Here is a 16747-nt window from a genome sequence, read left to right on the forward strand (position 1 = left end):
GGAGTTTTTTGCTGTGAACAGTGAACAGTGAACGGAAAACTCACATCTGATAACTGATAACTGATAACTGATCACTGATCACTGATAACTGACTAAATCCTGTTATAATCTGATTGAATAAGTATAAAAATATTGATTGCTTGATCGCTAATTATGGAAGACACCCTGCCGCTTATTTACGTTTCTGGATTGCTAATTTTCGTGATTGGTTTAGGAATTTTTGTCATCGTGCAAATCGTTAAAACCCGTCGAGTGGAAGGAACCTTTAACAAGCTACAAAAGAAATTGCAAAAAGAGAAAGGTACAGCTAAAGAATACTATGAATTAGGGAGCCTTTATCTGGATAAAAAACTCTATGTTCAAGCCTTGAGTTTACTGCAAAAGGCTTTAAAAATGTCTGAAGAAGAAAGCATCGAACCAGAAAATCAAGCCCTAATCTACAATGCGATCGGTTTTTCCTATTTTGCCCAAGAACAATTAGAATTAGCGATTCGTAACTACAAAGAGGCAATTAAACTTTATCCTCAATACTCGATCGCTCTTAATAATCTTGGCAATGTTTACGAAAAGAAACAAATGGCAAAAAAAGCTCTCGAAACCTACGAAGAAACTCTCAAATTTGATCCTAATAATACCGTAGCGAAAAAGCGCACCGAATCCCTGCGTAAACGCTTTGCTGAATCGAAATAGTTTTGACTAATGATCAAATTCTTTTTAGAGATCGAAGAATCTTCGATCTCTTCCTTTATTTCAAGCCATAAAACAAGACAATTAAACTAGGGGTTAAAATCGTCAAAATTAAATTTAGGGGCGCACCCAAACGGGTAAAATCGAGGAATTTATAGCCGCCGGGGGCATAAACCATAGTGTTAGTTTGATAGCCAATTGGTGTTAGATAACTATTAGAAGCAGCAAAGGTGACAGCATACATAAAAGCCAAAGGATTTAAACCCAAAGTTTTTGCCACTTCCACGGCGACGGGAATCATTAACACCACGGCGGCGTTATTAGAAAGAATTTCGGTTAAAACTGAAGTAATTAGATAGAAGAAAACCAATATCCAAAACCCCGAAAGATTGCCGCCGATAGCCACTAAATTATCTGCTAACCATTTAGTCGTTCCTGAGTTATCCATGGCAGTACCCAGGGGAATTAAACCCGCTAATAAAAAGATAATATCCCAACGAATGGAACCATAGACTTCCCCCGGTTTTAGACAGCCAGTAATTACCATTAAAACCACTCCGACTAAACTGGTGACGAGAATCGGTTGAATATCAAAAGCGGCAATAATAATCACCGACAAAGTAATCATTAAAGCAATAATGCCTTTATCCTGTCGCAATGATTCGATCTCTTTCTCTTCTAAAACTAATAATTCTCGCGTGGTTTGTAAACCAATAAAACTCTGTTTTGGTCCCTGAACTAAGAGCAAATCACCAAATTTTAAAGGAATTTTGCCTAATCTTCCTTGCAGTAATTCCGAACCACGTCTAATCGCTAGAACCGTTGCATTATAACGCTGGCGGAATTTCAAATCTTTTAAAGTTGTCCCAATTAAACGGGAATTAGAGAGAATCAAAACCTCGGCTAATTTTTCCTCACCTGTAGTAATTGCCGATTCAATATCTCCTTTCTGAAATTTGAGATCGGCAAAAATTTCTAATCCCCGTTCATCTTTAATCTTTAATAGTTCTTCCCGACTACTGTGAACGATTAAAATATCGCCAGCATTGAGAACTTTATCGGCTAAAGGTTGCGGTAAATGTACCTTATTTCTGATTAATTCCAACACATCAAAATCAAACTTTCTTTGTAGTCCACTTTCCGATAAAGTTTGACCGATAAGATTAGAACGAGGGCTAATAATTACCTCACTCAGATATACTTTAGAACCATAATCATCGTCTAAAAATTCCCCCGTGGAAGATTTGCGATCGGGTAGTAATTTTGGGGCAAAAATTGTTAAATAAATCAAACCTGCTAAAAAAGTTACTACTCCTAAAGCAGTGAACTGAAATAAGCTAAATTGCCCATAACCCAGCTTGGCAGAAATACCACTAGCGAGAATGTTAGTAGAAGTTCCCACCACTGTAATCATCCCCGCTAAAACCGTGGCGTAGGAAAGGGGAATTAATAACTTAGAAGGAGAAATTTTTTGTTTTTTACACCAATCTTCAACGATGGGTAAAAAGATCGCCACCACTGCCGTGTTATTAATAAAAGCACTAATTGGCCCCACTAATGCTCCTAGTACAAACACCTGTTGGTGGGGACTTTTGCCCCCCCAAACCAGCAAGCGATCTCGAACTACTTGAATCACTCCCGTGCGGGTAATTCCGGCACTAAGCACAAACATCGCCATCACCGTCACCGTGGCAGAATTACTAAATCCGGCGATACCTTCTTCGGGAGTCACTAAACCCAAAAGAATCAGGACAATCGCCACGGATAAAGCGGTTAAATCTACCGGTAGCCATTCCGCCACGAAAGCGACTAAAGCCACGACTAAAACCGTTAAAGTCAGAATAATTGGTGTTGGCATTGATTTATTTTTTCGTCATGAACCAGCGAATAAATAACTTCTCCAACTCGATCCAAACAAACATTAAGGTACTAAATCCAAAACAGATTAATAATTCCGTGCCACTAATCCATTGAGTACCGAAGAAGTTTTGTAGAGGAGGAGCATAAATTAACAACAATTGTAGGATCGTTGTCAAGCCCACGGCGGCAATAATGTAAGGATTAGAGAAGGGATTCATTTGCACAGCTAACTGGGTATGGGAACGTACCGCTAAAGCATGACCCATTTGTGCTAAACAGAGGGTAGTAAATACCATGGTTTTCCAACGTCCGGGATCTCCGATTTCGGGGGTTGCCTGAGTATATTGGTAAGCCCAGTACATCATAACAATGGTGAGAATGGCAAAGACGATGCCGATGCGAATCATATACCAACCCAACCCGCGAGCAAAAATGCTTTCCCGGGGGCTAAAAGGTGGACGTTTCATCACATTAGGTTCGGCGGGTTCCATTGCCAGAGCAAGAGCCGGTAAACCGTCGGTGACAAGGTTCATCCAGAGGATTTGCAAGGGAGAAAGGGGTACACCGCCTAAACCTAGCAGCGGAGCCGCTGCAATGGTTAAAACCTCGCCAATATTACTGCCGAGAATGTATTTAATAAAGCGCCGAATGTTACTGTAAACCACGCGCCCCTCTTCGGTGGCAGCGACGATGGTGGCAAAATTATCATCCAGCAAAATCATATCACTGGCTTCTTTGCTGACATCGGTTCCCGTAATCCCCATGGCGATACCGATATCCGCTTGTTTTAGTGCCGGAGCATCATTGACTCCATCCCCTGTCATGGCAACAAATTTGCCCCGTTTTTGCAAAGCTTGGACGATTCTAAGCTTGTGTTCGGGAGAAACACGAGCATAGACGCTCACACCATCTACCTCTCCCTCTAGGTCATTCTGAGACATTTTTTCTAATTCTTTTCCCGTGATTACCCGATCCCCGGCAGCAGCAATGCCTAATTCAATGGCAATCGCCTTGGCGGTTAGTTGGTGATCTCCGGTAATCATAATCGGACGAATTCCCGCTTGACGACAGAGGGCAACCGCTTCTTTAACTTCTTTTCGGGGCGCATCGAGCATTCCCACCAATCCCAACCAAACCAGGGATTGTTCCTCACTATCTTCGCTTTCCGCTTCTGGCACTTCTGTCATCGGTTTATAGGAAAAACCTAAGACTCGTAGGCCATTACCCGCCATTTCGTCATTTTGTGCCAAAATACGGCTTCTTTGTTCATCTGTTAGGGGTTGACTTTCTGCGCCAACTTGGATCAGAGAACAGCGTTCGAGAATTAATTCCGGTGAGCCTTTGGTAAACATTAAATAGGCAGAATCCCCCAAACCTAACTGGGCATTCTCACAGATTACTGACATTCTCTTTCTTTCGGAAGAAAAGGGAAATTCCCCTAAACGAGGGCTTTTTGGTTCCAATGCTTCCCGATATAGTCCTCCTTTACCCGCTAAAGTCAGTAAAGCTCCCTCGGTGGGATCGCCTAAAATTAACCATTCTTGAGCTTGATTCTGCAAAAGTGCATCATTACACAGCACACAAGCTGTTAAAATTGCCTGTAGTTCGGGATCACTTTCACTAGCACCACTAAACTCACCGATGGGTGCGTAACCTTCCCCCGTGACGGTAATGACATGGTGGGAAGTATTGACTTTCTGCACCACCATTTTATTTTGAGTTAAAGTTCCGGTTTTATCGGAGCAAATCGTCGTTACCGAGCCTAAGGTTTCCACTGCCGGCAATTTACGGATTAAAGCTTGTCTTCTCACCATTCTTTGGGTTCCAATTGCCAAAGTCACCGTTACCACTGCCGGTAAACCTTCGGGAACAACGGCCACAGCCATACTGAGGGAAGTTTCGAGGAATGATTCAAAAAACTGCCAACCAAAGCGAATTACGCCCCCAAGCACGACTAGAGCCACCAAAGCTAGGGAACTACTCACTAAAACGTTACCTAACTGCGACATTCGCTGCTGTAGGGGTGTGGGTTCACTTTCTACTCCTTGCAACATGGCGGCGATTTTACCGATTTCTGTATCCATTCCCGTCTTGGTAATCGCCACTTTCCCCCGTCCTTGTACTACTTCCGTACCCTGATAGACGAGGTTAATGCGATCGCCTAAAGAGGCATCTTCCGGTAAAACCTTCTGTGCTTGTTTATTCACCGATTCCGCTTCACCCGTGAGGGCAGCCTCCCGGATTTGCAGGTTTTGTGCTTCTAATAATCTGCCATCGGCGGCAATTTGTACCCCCGCTTCCAGTAACATGATATCCCCGGGTACAAGTTCCTTGGCTGCCACTTCAAAGGTGCTACCATTGCGAATAACCCGGACTTTGGGCGAGGATAACTGTTTAAGGGCGGCTAAAGCCTTTTCTGCCCGACTTTCCTGTAAATATCCTAAAATACCGTTTAAAATAACAATCGTAAAAATAGCGATTGCGTCTTTGGGAAATTCCGCTTTTTTCAAGTCTAAAACCGCCGAAACCACCGCCACGGCAATCAGCATCACTAACATAATGTTAGTAAACTGTTCCCAGAGAATCATTAACGGGCTACGTCCCCCCGTTTCCTTTAGTTCATTTAAACCGAAAATATCTTTTCTTTTAACAATTTCGGCCTCGTTTAAGCCAGTTTCCCCATTGGTTCTCAGGATTTCTAGGGTTTGTTCGCCAGTTAAATTATGCCAAGCACGATTATTCTCTATCTCCGAGACTTGGGGGGACGTAGTGGGAAAAGTCATAGCGATCGATTGAAGAGGGTGTACGCGTGAACTAAAAAGGTAAGCGAGTTAAGCTAATTACATATCACAATATCAGTTATCAGGGAGCATTGGGGAAGTGGGAAGTGGGGTGTGGGGAAGTGGGGTGTGGGGAAGTGGGGTGTGGGGAAGTGGGGAAGTGGGGAAATGGGGAAATGGGGAAATGGGGAAATGGGGAAGCTGTCTCATCACCCTATCACCCCAAAACCCTATCATCCCAAAACCCTATCACCCTATCTCCTCCTGTCTTTTGCCTCCTGCCCCCTGCCGACCGCCTTCTCGATAATCTGAAAAAAATGTAACGAAATGTGAAGTATAATAGCGAAGGTGATAAAGACAAGACATTAGAGAGTAGATAGGAAACGATGCGAGTTGCGATCGCTGGTGCAGGACTAGCCGGATTATCTTGTGCGAAATACCTTGTCGATGCGGGACATACGCCCATCGTACTGGAACGTCGCGATGTATTAGGGGGAAAAATTGCTGCTTGGAAAGATGCCGATGGGGACTGGTACGAAACTGGTTTACATATCTTTTTCGGGGCTTATCCCAATATGCTGCAATTATTCCAAGAATTAGGCATAGAAGATCGCCTACAGTGGAAAGAACACTCGATGATCTTCAATCAGCCGGAAAAACCCGGGACCTATTCGCGGTTTGACTTCCCAGATATTCCCGCCCCAATTAACGGCATTGTTGCCATTCTCAGCAATAATGATATGTTAACTTGGGAGGAAAAAATTAAATTTGGACTAGGTTTAATCCCTGCCATTGTTAAAGGACAAAGATACGTCGAGGAGATGGATAAATATTCTTGGTCGGAATGGTTAGAGAAACAAAACATCCCACCTAGGGTAGAAAAAGAAGTGTTTATCGCTATGTCGAAAGCCCTAAACTTTATCGATCCTAACGAGATTTCCGCCACGATTCTACTAACAGCCCTCAACCGCTTTTTACAGGAGAAAAACGGCTCAAAAATGGCCTTTCTCGACGGTTCACCCACAGAAAGACTTTGCCAACCTTTAGTCGGTTACATCACCGCTAGAGGTGGCGAAGTGTGCTTAAATGCCCCTTTAAAAGAGATTCTCTTAAATGAAGATGGCACAGTTAAAGCCTTCTTAATGCGCGGTTTAGACGGTGGGGAAGATTATCTTTTTGAAGCCGATATTTACGTTTCTGCGATGCCTGTAGATCCTCTAAAAGTTTTACTGCCTAAACCTTGGCAAGAAGATAAATTCTTTCAAAAATTAGAAGGATTAGAAGGAGTTCCCGTCATTAATTTACACCTTTGGTTTGATCGCAAACTAACCGACATCGATCATTTATTATTCTCCCGTTCGCCTTTACTCAGTGTTTATGCTGACATGAGCAACACCTGTAAAGAATACGCTAACCCCGATCGCTCGATGTTAGAATTAGTTCTCGCTCCTGCTCAGGATTGGATTAGCAAATCCGATGAAGAAATTATCGCCGCCACGATGAAAGAATTAGAAAAACTCTTTCCCCAACATTTTACTGGCGATAATCCCAGTCAATTGTTAAAATATCATCTGGTGAAAACTCCTCGATCGGTTTATAAAGCCACCCCCGGCCGACAAGCTTATCGACCTTCTCAGAAAACTCCGATCGAGAATTTTTATCTCGCCGGTGACTATACCATGCAAAAATATTTAGGAAGCATGGAAGGAGCGGTTTTATCGGGGAAATTAGCGGCAGCAGTGATCAGCAAAGATCACCCCGCAGCACCGCTAAACCCGAATAAAACCCAATCTACACCAGTGTCCAGCGCTCGTTAATTCTCTGGCTAGGGACTAATGACGAAAATGGCCTTGAGTGAGACAATGCTATATCATTAGCCACAGTTCGCCGTTAATCTAAGTCAATCATTCCGCCCCAGCAGAATGCTCCAATTGCCAAAACCGACCCACCCCACCAAACCCCTCGTCTCCCTTGCGGAGTCCTACGAACTCTGTCGCCGGATTACAGAGAAGTATTCCAAAACGTTTTATCTCGGTACTCTCCTGATGCCGAAAGCAAAACGTCAAGCGATCTGGGCAATTTATGTCTGGTGTCGTCGTACCGATGAACTGGTCGATGGACCCCAAGCCCGGTTAACTACCTCTGAAACCCTAGATTTATGGGAAAAACAGCTAGAAACCGTCTTTTCTGGCGTTGCCCTTGAGGATGCCGATGTCGCTCTCGTGGATACTCTAGAAAAGTTCCCCATGGATATCCAACCCTTTCGGGATATGATCGCTGGGCAACAGATGGATCTCTATCGCAGTCGTTATCAAACCTTTGATGAACTAAAACTGTACTGCTATCGGGTGGCGGGAACGGTGGGGTTAATGTCCAGCGCGGTCTTAGGATTGGAAGATGGCGATCGCTCAGCCCCTTGGCGACGCAATCAGAGCGTCTATATTCCCCAAGAAGAGGCGATCGATCTCGGTATTGCCAATCAATTAACCAATATTTTGCGGGATGTGGGGGAAGATGTCCATCGTGGGCGGATTTATCTACCTTTAGAGGATTTAGAGCGTTTTAACTACAGCGAAGACGATTTACTCAAAGGGGTTAATGATGACCGTTGGAAGGCGTTAATGCGCTTCCAAATTGAGCGGGCCCGTTATTACTACGATTCCGCCGAAAGGGGGATTCGCGCCCTTAATCCCGATTCCCGTTGGCCGGTTTGGGCGGCTTTACTGCTTTATCAAGGCATTTTAGACGTAATTGAAGCAAATAACTACGAGGTCTTCGCCCGTCGTGCCTTCGTGCCTTTACCCAAGAAAATGCTCTACTTACCTGTGGCTTGGCTGCGATCGCAAGCGTTATAAAAATGCGACGGGTTTTGTCGTTTACCGACTCCACCCGTCAAATCTTACCCAGGTTTGGCTTTTTTAGCGCGATTTAGGAGTCACCCACCAGAAAGGTCCAGTTTCCGTGCAGGGAACATCTTGATCGGTTTCGTAAACCACAAGACCATCTTGCCGATCCAAAACCAAGGCCTCCCCTAGACGGACGTAGGAGATAAACGGGCCGAGATAGCGGACAACAGGCTCATCGCTACAGCCCGGCAACACCTGATCGTTAAAATACTCCCACCCCACATCCTCGACGCTTTCATAGTAGCGGATGCTGAGATCATCGATCGCTTTACCCGGAAAACGTTCTCGGATAGCTGACCGGAGAAATTCTGGCAGCGGTCGATCGGGCGATAATAATGTGGCAGATTTCATGGCTTTTCCCCCTAAAACTAAAGGAAGCGGGAAACTCTGACAAATGCCGTCCCGATCGGGACTATTGGCTTCCGCTCCCCACCCCGCCAATTTTTTACTAGGGATGGGATCTGGCGCAGGGAATCCCCTTGTCTTTATTGTAACAAATTTCTCCGCAAAGGTTCAGGGCGATACCGTGAGAACAGTTTTTCTTGATTTTTCGTTACAAAGATTGACAAATTTATCCTTTTATTTTAGTGATAATAATAAGTACCCGGCGACAAGCCAGAACAAATAGTGGCAATAGGGAAAGACGGACGAGGCCCGGACCAACTAACTGGCAATAATGATAGCGAGAAAAGAAGTGGTTTAGTAGTGCCGAATTCTCGTTCCCCATCATTTAGGAGGTAGGAAAGATGACAATTTATGTCACCCGCGAGGGAGATAAACTGGTGGCCGATTCCCCAATGGAATTGGTAGAAAAATTACAACAATGTCAGGGTAGAATGACGGAAACAAGACAGGAATTCATGACTCGGATGGCTGCACAGATGGTAGCCAGCCAAGGCGTTACTGTTCCTATAACCGATCCGGAGAATTTTATCGCCGAGTTAATCCACAACGATTTTCTGTGTGTGGTGGACAGTATTGATGGCTAAAAGTCGGCCGGGGAATTGGCGGCAAAACTTCGCCCCCAGGGTTCCTAATACTCAACCCCGCTACCCTAGGTCAAAAAGCAAAATTTCCGAGTCTTCTAGGGATTGAATAGCTAAAGAAGTTTCCTCGCTAATTGCCGCTCCATCCCCCGCTCGTAAATGCACGCCATTTAGGGTTATTTGCCCTCTAGCCACCTGTAACCAGCCATAACGACCAGGTACTAAGGAATGGGTGAGGGACTGGCCTAGTGGCAAGATTCCTGCGTAGAGATTAACATCTTGATGGACTTTAACCGCATTACCGGCACCGGTGGGAGAGGCGATTAATTGTAAGGTATGGGGAGAAAATGCGATCGCTTTTTGTTCATAACTGGGTTCTAGATTTTTTTGGTCGGGAATAATCCAAATTTGCAGAAGATGGAGTGGATTAGTGGCAGAATGATTAAATTCACTGTGTTTTATCCCCGTTCCCGCGCTCATCCGTTGAATTTCACCGTGTCGAATCACGGAACCCGTGCCGAGACTGTCTTGGTGTTCTAGTTCTCCCTGCAAAACATAGGTTAAAATCTCCATATCGTGGTGTCCGTGGGTGTGAAATCCTTTTCCCCCAATCACTTTATCCTCGTTAATAACTCTGAGACTCCTAAAATTAATCTGTTGGGGATCATAATATTGGGCAAAAGAAAAAGTATGATAGGTATCTAACCAACCATAGTTAGCGTGGCCTCTTTCCTCAGCTTTGCGTATATTAATCATCAGTTTTCCTCTTTTTTATCTCTATATTCCTAGTCTATCTAATAAGTGTTCGTTGTCGATACGATGCACAATTACTATTCATATCTTGATTCAGCAAAGCCGAAAAACTTTCAGTCTTGAGATAATATAAGGTCGATGTGTGATAACTGATAATTGCTCGCTGAATTTAACTTCTTAAAGAAACTTGGAACTGTTTAACTAAAGCTTCTCGCACTTTTGTCATTAAGGGTTCCACATCTTCATCGGTTAAAGTTCGATCGCTGGCACGATAGACTAAACTAAAGGCCAAACTACAATGATTTTCTGGCACATTCTGCCCCTGATAGCGATCGAATAATTCGACTTTTTCTAAGAGATTGCCCCCTGCATTTTTGATAGTTTTTGTCAATCTATCTACGGGTATATCTGTGGAAACAAAGAAAGCTATATCTCGCGCTGCCCCCGGATAGGTAGAATAGACCTGTAAACGTGGGGTAATTTTGGCACTATCCCTAAGAGTTGCTAACAGGATCGGGAACTGGATTTCAAAGGCATAAACTGCCTCAATTAATCCCTTTTGCTGACGCAATTGCGGGTGTAGTTGACCGAATATACCTAGGCGTTGTTTACCAATCCATAAAGATGCTGTTCGTCCGGGATGAAAACGCGCATCTTCGGCATATTTTTCGTAGTTTACCGTCAGCGAAAGGCGATCAAATACTGCTTCTAAAATCCCTTTTGCTTCATACCAAGTCATGGCTACCTCTTTACCCGATCGCAGCCAACGTCCAGTAGGGAAGAAATCACCGCCGAAAATACCAGCAATTGCATCGTATTCGTTGATATTATCCGATTCTAAGCGGAAAACTCGCCCGATCTCGAAGCCATTTAAGGAACCGTTACCCTGAGACTGATTATACTCAAACGCTTCGATTAAACCGTCTAGGAGATTAGTCCGCAAAGCAGAATACTCGACAAAAAGGGGATTAGCGAGGACAACTTCCGCTAATTCCGGTTTAACTAGGGAATACTGGACTAATTCCGTCAAACCGACTGCTCGAAAAGCTTCCCGTACCCGACGCTGTATAGTTTCCTCAAAGGATAATCCTCCGGCTGCGGTTTTTGCCGGCAAAGTATCGACAAAGCGATCATATCCGTACAGTCGCGCTACTTCTTCAATTAAGTCAATTTCTCGTTCTAAATCCCGATAACGGTAGTCTGGCACTGTCACAGTCCACAGAACAGGATTTTGCGAGGTTAACTGTAATTCACAGCCTAAATTGCCTAAAATCCGTTCCACATCTTCGGCGAGAATTTCACCGATCGCATCATTATCTAGGGTAACTTGACCCAGTAGCTGCTGCAAACGTTCTAAACGCAATTCGATCGAACGACTGGACTGATCGGCACGATAATCAGCTTTAACCTGACTGCTGACAGTTCCCCCAGCTAACTCTAGAATCAAATCGATCGCCCTTTGACAAGCATATTCCAAAGCGGCGGGATTAACACCGCGTTCATAGCGTCCGGAAGATTCGCTGCGTAAACCCTGCGCTTTTGAGGAACGACGGATGGCGATCGGATCGAATAAAGCCGACTCTAGCACAAGATTAACGGTTTCCTCGTTAACTTCTGTATCTTGACCTCCCATCACCCCCGCTAAAGCTACCGGCTTATTATTGGCAGTAATTAATAAATTAAGCTCTTTTAAGCTTCTTTCCTGACCATCAAGGCTAATAATTTTTTCCCCTTCCTCGGCAAAACGGACTCCAATAGTAACGGATTTACCTCCGGCAAAACTTTGTAAACGATCGCAATCGAAAGCGTGTAAAGGTTGTCCCCACTCCAAAAGTACATAATTAGTAATATCGACCACATTATTGATTGATCGCAATCCAGCAGCCTGTAAACGCTGTTGCAACCATAGCGGAGATGGGCCAATTTTTACCCCCTCGATCACCGTACCAATATAAGCAGGACAGGCTGTATTTTCTGATATTTCTAGCGTTAAATCTTTTTTAGGGGAAAATTCCCCTAATTTCACTTTTGGTAGGCTTAATTCTCCTCCTGTCAAAGCCGCCACTTCTCGCGCAACTCCGATCATACTCAAAGCATCGGCACGGTTAGCGGTGGGAGAAATATCTAAAATCACCTCATCGAGTCCTAAAAGGGGACGAACATCCGTACCTAAAGGGAGATTTTCCTGACTAAAAATGTGGATTCCTTCAGAATCTTTAGTTAATCCTAATTCTGCGAGGGAACAGATCATCCCTTCCGATTTTACCCCGCGCAATTTAGCCGGTTTAATCGTTAAATTGATTTTGGCTAAATAAGTTCCCAAAGTAGCCACGGGAACTAGAATATCAGCCCTAGCATTGGGCGCACCACAGACAATTGTACTAGGATTTTCCTGACCGATATCCACCTGACAGACACTTAATTTATCTGCATTGGGATGGGGTTGGCGATCGATAATTTTACCAATAACCACACCCTTTGCCCATTCTCGGCGATCCTCGATCTCTTCCACTTCTATTCCCGCAATTGTCAATAATTCGGCTAATTCTTGGGGAGATTGGGCTATTTTGACTAATTCTCGTAACCATTTGATCGAAATCCGCATCGTTAATTCTTGCTTGCCGTTGGTTCTTAACTATTGTAAACGGGGGGTAGTCACCACGACCAGGTTGGCCGGAAAGATCGCTTTCAGGTTTGCTGGGGATACTCATTTTTAAAAGTTGCCTTCAGCCAATTATTATTATAGACTATAAGTTACATGGAGTCAGAAAATCGATGAGGAAAGCAATCAGTCTATTTGCCTGTGGTGGAATTGGAGATATGGCTCTTCGCTCTGGGGGATTTGAAGTTGTAGTGGCGAATGAATTATTGAAAGATCGTGCAGAAGTATTTAAATTTAACCACCCAGAATCATTAATGATTATTGGGGATATATGGGATACAAAAAATGAGATAGTCGCAGAAACAAAGCAGCGACTCTCTGGACAAAATTTAGACATTGTTTTTGCGACTCCTCCCTGCCAAGGTATGTCTAGAAATGGCAGGGGTAAGCTGCTTAATTCTATTCGTAAAGGCTCAAAAAATGAAATCGACCAGAGAAATTTATTAATCATTCCCACCCTAGAAGTTTTTCTGGCTAGTGGAGCAGAAACACTGGTCATGGAAAATGTGCCAGAAATGCAAAATACTTATATACCCTTTCCCGAGAAAGATGATTATTTGGTAAATATTTTATGTTATATAAAACAGCGTATTGGTGATAAGTTTTTAAGTTCGATTAGCATTATAGATTTTGCCGATTATGGAGTCCCGCAGAATCGTCAACGACTTATTTCAATATTTACTAAAAACGAGAAACTGAAGAATTATTTAAAAAAGAACAATTCTCTTTTTCCTAAACCAACTCATAGTAAAGAAGGATTAGAACTTCCCAGATGGAAAACTGTTCGAGACGCAATATATCATTTACCACCACTTGACTCTCAACGAACAGAAACTGCTAAATCAGATGATATACCATATCACTATGTACCCCTATTAGATGAAGAAAAATATTTTTGGATCAGTAATACACCAGAAGAAAAAAGTTCATTTGATAATCAATGTATTAACCCTGTTTGTAGATATAATGGTAATCCAACACACAGCGCACGCAAAAATAATGAAGGAATTAATCGAGCTAGTACAGAAACCCCCCTTTACTGCCTTAAATGTGGACACATTCTTCCTCGTCCATGGGTTAAAGAAGATGGAAAATACAGGTTGATGAAAGGTTATACCAGTGCCTATAAAAGAATGAGTTGGGACGCACCAGCCAGTACAATTACACGAAATCTCTCCTATGCTTGTAGTGACAATAAACTACATCCTATTCAAAATAGAGTATTATCTCTGTATGAAGCAATGATTCTTCATACAATTACCGAATACCCATTTTCATGGAAACGGGCAGATGGCAAAAGAGTTAGTGATAAACTAATTAGAGAGTTAATTGGCGAAAGTATCCCACCTGCTGGATTACAAAAAATATTTGATCATTTAGTATCCATCCTCAATGATGATTGTTCTCTTGAGGAGCAAATCAAGGAAAAATATGAGCAGCTCTGTCTATTTTGAAATTAAATTGTCTTTGTTATATTTGTTGACAAAATTAATATATCTATCGTCATTCTTGATCATAATCCAGTTTTTATACATTTTCTTAACGCCTTGTCGTGACATAATTGAGACGCTAGTTGTTCTTCCACCGCCTTCTTTTGGCTGAACAATTTTACCCCAATCATTGTCAGTTAAGTTGTTGCAAAAAAAGACAGCAACTATTTGAGGTATAGTATTCTCAAAATCCCAGAGAATGCCAATAAGATTGTTAGTTTCTCTATGGTGAGCCTTCCAATCATAGCTTTTCATTACCTCGATTCTTGTGTCTCCCATATCAGGTTTTTCTTTTCCAGTCTTCTTTAATTCTCTTGGTGTAGGAACACTGCCACAAGTGGCTTTAACCTCTACTCCCCCATTAGCAAATGGACTAGATGGAGACTTATCTCGCATTCGTCTTTCTTGGGAAAGTTGTTCAAAAAAAACTTTGCCATTTTTATCCATTAACAGCAAATCTGGATAGCCGTCTTGATGCGGATTGTTGATAAATAATCCCTGGGATTTATTGGCAAATTCTATGGCAAATAGCTCACCAATAAATGCAGAAAGATTTCTCATACCTAGAATTCCAAATATATCTACTGGTATATCTTGGACTATTTTTTTAACAACAGAATCACATTCAACTAATGAATGCTCAAATATGACTTTATCGATAGTTATTTTCTGACCCTGTTTTGAGAAAAAGCTGGTATCAGAATGTTTATTTATGATATAACTCATTAATTTCTTCCGCAACACTATTGACAAAAGTAACAATATCCATGTCCAGAGCTGAAATAATTTGTTCTAAGGAGTCCAAAGTAATGTTTCTTACTCCCCTTTCAACTCCAGATATGTAGGTTCTGTCAAGATTAGCCCTATACCCTAAAGCTTCTTGACTCAGATTACGTTTCTTCCGCAATTTTCTTACAGTCACAGCAACAGCAGTGACTAGCTTTCCTGCCATATATAAACTACCAAAGAAGATATTGAAATTCTTTACAGTCCATTTTCCTTCTATGATGACTATTAATCTACGGACTATAAGTCACAAAAGCTGATTCTCAATAAACCTGTATTCGGGAGCGGCAAAAACTCTGATTTTGTGTTTGACTAAAAATATATCCTAAAGATTGCCATACCGTTGCGATTCTATCCGTGCCTTACTATTCCCAATATCCCGACGCTTTCACTCCCAGTTATCTGAGCGAACTACAAGGACAGATTCTCGCTTGTCCCCACTTCACAGTTAACAATTTAAATCGAGATTTCGTTAAAACCAAAGGCTTTTCCATCGCTTTTCGACGCACACAAATCAGCGAAGTTGCACGAATGTTTCCCTATTTTAAACCCTATCTTGATCGCAGTTTACAAGCTGACTGCAACGCTTTTTATCTTAACCCCTTACTCCTACAAACTGGTTCACGCGTCGATCCCCATATCGATCGCTCCCTGCGATCCTATTGTAAAACAATCGATCCCCCGCTCCTAGTTAGCGTCCTTTATGTGCAGGTTCCTAAAGATATTCAAGGGGGGGAATTGGTACTAGCAACAGGCAATCGTTCCGTGGCCCAGATTCGTCCTTGTGCTAACACCCTGATCCTCTTTCAAGGAGATCTCACCCATTCAGTTAATCCCGTTAGCTGTTCCGGTATTCGTCTCAGTCTTGTCTGCGAACAATATCGTTTAGATGCCGAAGAATTGCGAGAGATTCCCGAAATGCAGATAGAATCGCGAACCATAAAACCAGAAAAGAAAAAAAAGAAAGATCGGGTCATTGCCCTACAATAAAAGGGGATTTTTGTAAAGATATTCTAGATGGTGATGCGCGAACCGATCGTCGAATTAAGGGGAGTGACTAAAGCTTTCGGCAAGAAAGTAATCTTAAATAACGTCGATCTGAAAGTGTACGAAGGGGAAGCGATCGGCGTGATCGGTCCATCCGGGACGGGAAAATCGACCATTTTACGCCTAGTCGCTGGATTACTGGCCCCCGATCGGGGAGAAGTGTATATCTACGGCACAAAACGCCAGAGAACCGTAGAACAGGGGGAAGATCCCCTCGGTGTTGGTCTAGTTTTCCAACAATCGGCCCTTTTTGACTCCCTCACTGTTGGGGAAAATGTCGGTTTTGCTCTCTATCGCCACTCAAAGCTAAAACGAGCCGAAATCCGCGATTTAGTGGAAGAAAAACTGGATTTAGTGGGTATGGCTGGTTCCTACGACCTCTATCCCTCTGAAATATCCGGAGGGATGCGAAAACGCGTCAGTTTAGCCAGAGCAATTATCAGCGATCCCTCGATCGCCGCCGATCGAGCGAACATTCTCCTTTACGATGAACCCACTGCAGGACTCGATCCCGTCGCTTCTACCCGCATTCAGACGGTAATTATGGAACTTCTCAAGCTAAAAAAAGCTTGTGGGGCCCATCTCATTGTTACCCACGTCCACAGCACCATCAAAAATACCACCGATCGCATCGTTTTTCTCTATAAAGGTCAATTTCAATGGGTTGGACCGACTCAAGAGGCTTATCACTCCGAAATCCCCGTACTCAAGCAATTTTTTACCGGCAGTATCCACGGACCAATTCAGTGATCAGTAAAGAGTAATTAGTGAACTGAAAACTCGCATCTAG

14 protein-coding genes are annotated in these 16747 nt (G+C 43.1%); 7 read left to right on the forward strand and 7 right to left on the reverse strand.

Annotation, left to right across the window (positions count from 1 at the left end; translation table 11 throughout):
- Positions 1-153: 153 nt before the first annotated feature.
- Positions 154-690, forward strand: a complete 537-nt coding sequence (locus MiAbW_RS06460) for a tetratricopeptide repeat protein (protein WP_151695424.1) — start codon at positions 154-156, stop codon at positions 688-690.
- 55 nt (positions 691-745) lie between these two features.
- Here the strand turns inward: MiAbW_RS06460 and MiAbW_RS06465 are convergent, their stop codons facing one another.
- Together MiAbW_RS06465 and MiAbW_RS06470 are read right to left on the reverse strand one after the other, a co-directional pair.
- Positions 746-2545 carry an SLC13 family permease gene (locus tag MiAbW_RS06465; RefSeq protein WP_151695425.1) on the reverse strand — a complete coding sequence of 600 codons (1800 nt, stop codon included), beginning with the start codon at positions 2543-2545 and terminating at the stop codon, positions 746-748.
- A 4-nt stretch (positions 2546-2549) separates the two neighbouring features.
- Complete coding sequence (locus MiAbW_RS06470; RefSeq protein WP_151695426.1) at positions 2550-5330, reverse strand: cation-translocating P-type ATPase; 2781 nt, start codon at positions 5328-5330, stop codon at positions 2550-2552.
- A gap of 383 nt (positions 5331-5713) precedes the next feature.
- On the opposite strand from MiAbW_RS06470, the gene pds reads away from it, so the two are divergent.
- A complete protein-coding gene (gene pds, locus MiAbW_RS06475) occupies positions 5714-7144 on the forward strand; it encodes a 15-cis-phytoene desaturase (protein WP_151695427.1) in 1431 nt (476 codons plus the stop codon).
- A gap of 105 nt (positions 7145-7249) precedes the next feature.
- The gene (gene crtB / locus MiAbW_RS06480; RefSeq protein ID WP_151695428.1) at positions 7250-8182 is read left to right on the forward strand and encodes a 15-cis-phytoene synthase CrtB; all 933 of its coding nucleotides are present in this window, start codon (positions 7250-7252) and stop codon (positions 8180-8182) included.
- 63 nt (positions 8183-8245) lie between these two features.
- Here crtB and MiAbW_RS06485 read toward each other — a convergent pair whose 3' ends face one another.
- Positions 8246-8722 carry a hypothetical protein gene (locus MiAbW_RS06485; RefSeq protein WP_151695429.1) on the reverse strand — a complete coding sequence of 159 codons (477 nt, stop codon included), beginning with the start codon at positions 8720-8722 and terminating at the stop codon, positions 8246-8248.
- A 257-nt stretch (positions 8723-8979) separates the two neighbouring features.
- Here MiAbW_RS06485 and MiAbW_RS06490 point away from each other — a divergent pair, with 257 nt between their 5' ends.
- Positions 8980-9222 carry a hypothetical protein gene (locus tag MiAbW_RS06490; protein ID WP_151695430.1) on the forward strand — a complete coding sequence of 81 codons (243 nt, stop codon included), beginning with the start codon at positions 8980-8982 and terminating at the stop codon, positions 9220-9222.
- A gap of 60 nt (positions 9223-9282) precedes the next feature.
- Here the strand turns inward: MiAbW_RS06490 and MiAbW_RS06495 are convergent, their stop codons facing one another.
- Positions 9283-9975 carry a pirin family protein gene (locus MiAbW_RS06495; RefSeq protein ID WP_151695431.1) on the reverse strand — a complete coding sequence of 231 codons (693 nt, stop codon included), beginning with the start codon at positions 9973-9975 and terminating at the stop codon, positions 9283-9285.
- Positions 9976-10141: 166 nt separating this feature from the next.
- Positions 10142-12577: a phenylalanine--tRNA ligase subunit beta gene (gene pheT, locus MiAbW_RS06500; protein WP_151695432.1), complete on the reverse strand. Its 2436-nt coding sequence runs from the start codon at positions 12575-12577 to the stop codon at positions 10142-10144.
- A 170-nt stretch (positions 12578-12747) separates the two neighbouring features.
- Here pheT and MiAbW_RS06505 point away from each other — a divergent pair, with 170 nt between their 5' ends.
- A complete protein-coding gene (locus tag MiAbW_RS06505) occupies positions 12748-14088 on the forward strand; it encodes a DNA cytosine methyltransferase (RefSeq protein WP_151695433.1) in 1341 nt (446 codons plus the stop codon).
- Here MiAbW_RS06505 and MiAbW_RS19935 read toward each other — a convergent pair.
- Together MiAbW_RS19935 and MiAbW_RS06515 are read right to left on the reverse strand one after the other, a co-directional pair.
- Positions 14080-14850 (reverse strand): hypothetical protein, encoded by a 771-nt coding sequence (locus MiAbW_RS19935; protein ID WP_238707206.1) that lies wholly within the window; start codon positions 14848-14850, stop codon positions 14080-14082. The two genes, MiAbW_RS06505 and MiAbW_RS19935, sit on opposite strands and share 9 nt — an antisense overlap.
- Complete coding sequence (locus MiAbW_RS06515) at positions 14831-15076, reverse strand: helix-turn-helix domain-containing protein (protein ID WP_151695434.1); 246 nt, start codon at positions 15074-15076, stop codon at positions 14831-14833. Before MiAbW_RS06515 ends, MiAbW_RS19935 begins: the two co-directional genes overlap by 20 nt.
- A 191-nt stretch (positions 15077-15267) precedes the next feature.
- Here MiAbW_RS06515 and MiAbW_RS06520 point away from each other — a divergent pair, with 191 nt between their 5' ends.
- Positions 15268-15900: a 2OG-Fe(II) oxygenase gene (locus MiAbW_RS06520; protein WP_046663689.1), complete on the forward strand. Its 633-nt coding sequence runs from the start codon at positions 15268-15270 to the stop codon at positions 15898-15900.
- A 27-nt stretch (positions 15901-15927) separates the two neighbouring features.
- The gene (locus MiAbW_RS06525) at positions 15928-16707 is read left to right on the forward strand and encodes an ABC transporter ATP-binding protein (RefSeq protein WP_151695435.1); all 780 of its coding nucleotides are present in this window, start codon (positions 15928-15930) and stop codon (positions 16705-16707) included.
- The last annotated feature ends 40 nt before the right edge of the window (positions 16708-16747 follow it).

The organism is Microcystis aeruginosa NIES-4325 (genome assembly GCF_008974145.1).
Taxonomy (GTDB): Bacteria; Cyanobacteriota; Cyanobacteriia; order Cyanobacteriales; family Microcystaceae; genus Microcystis; species Microcystis aeruginosa_G.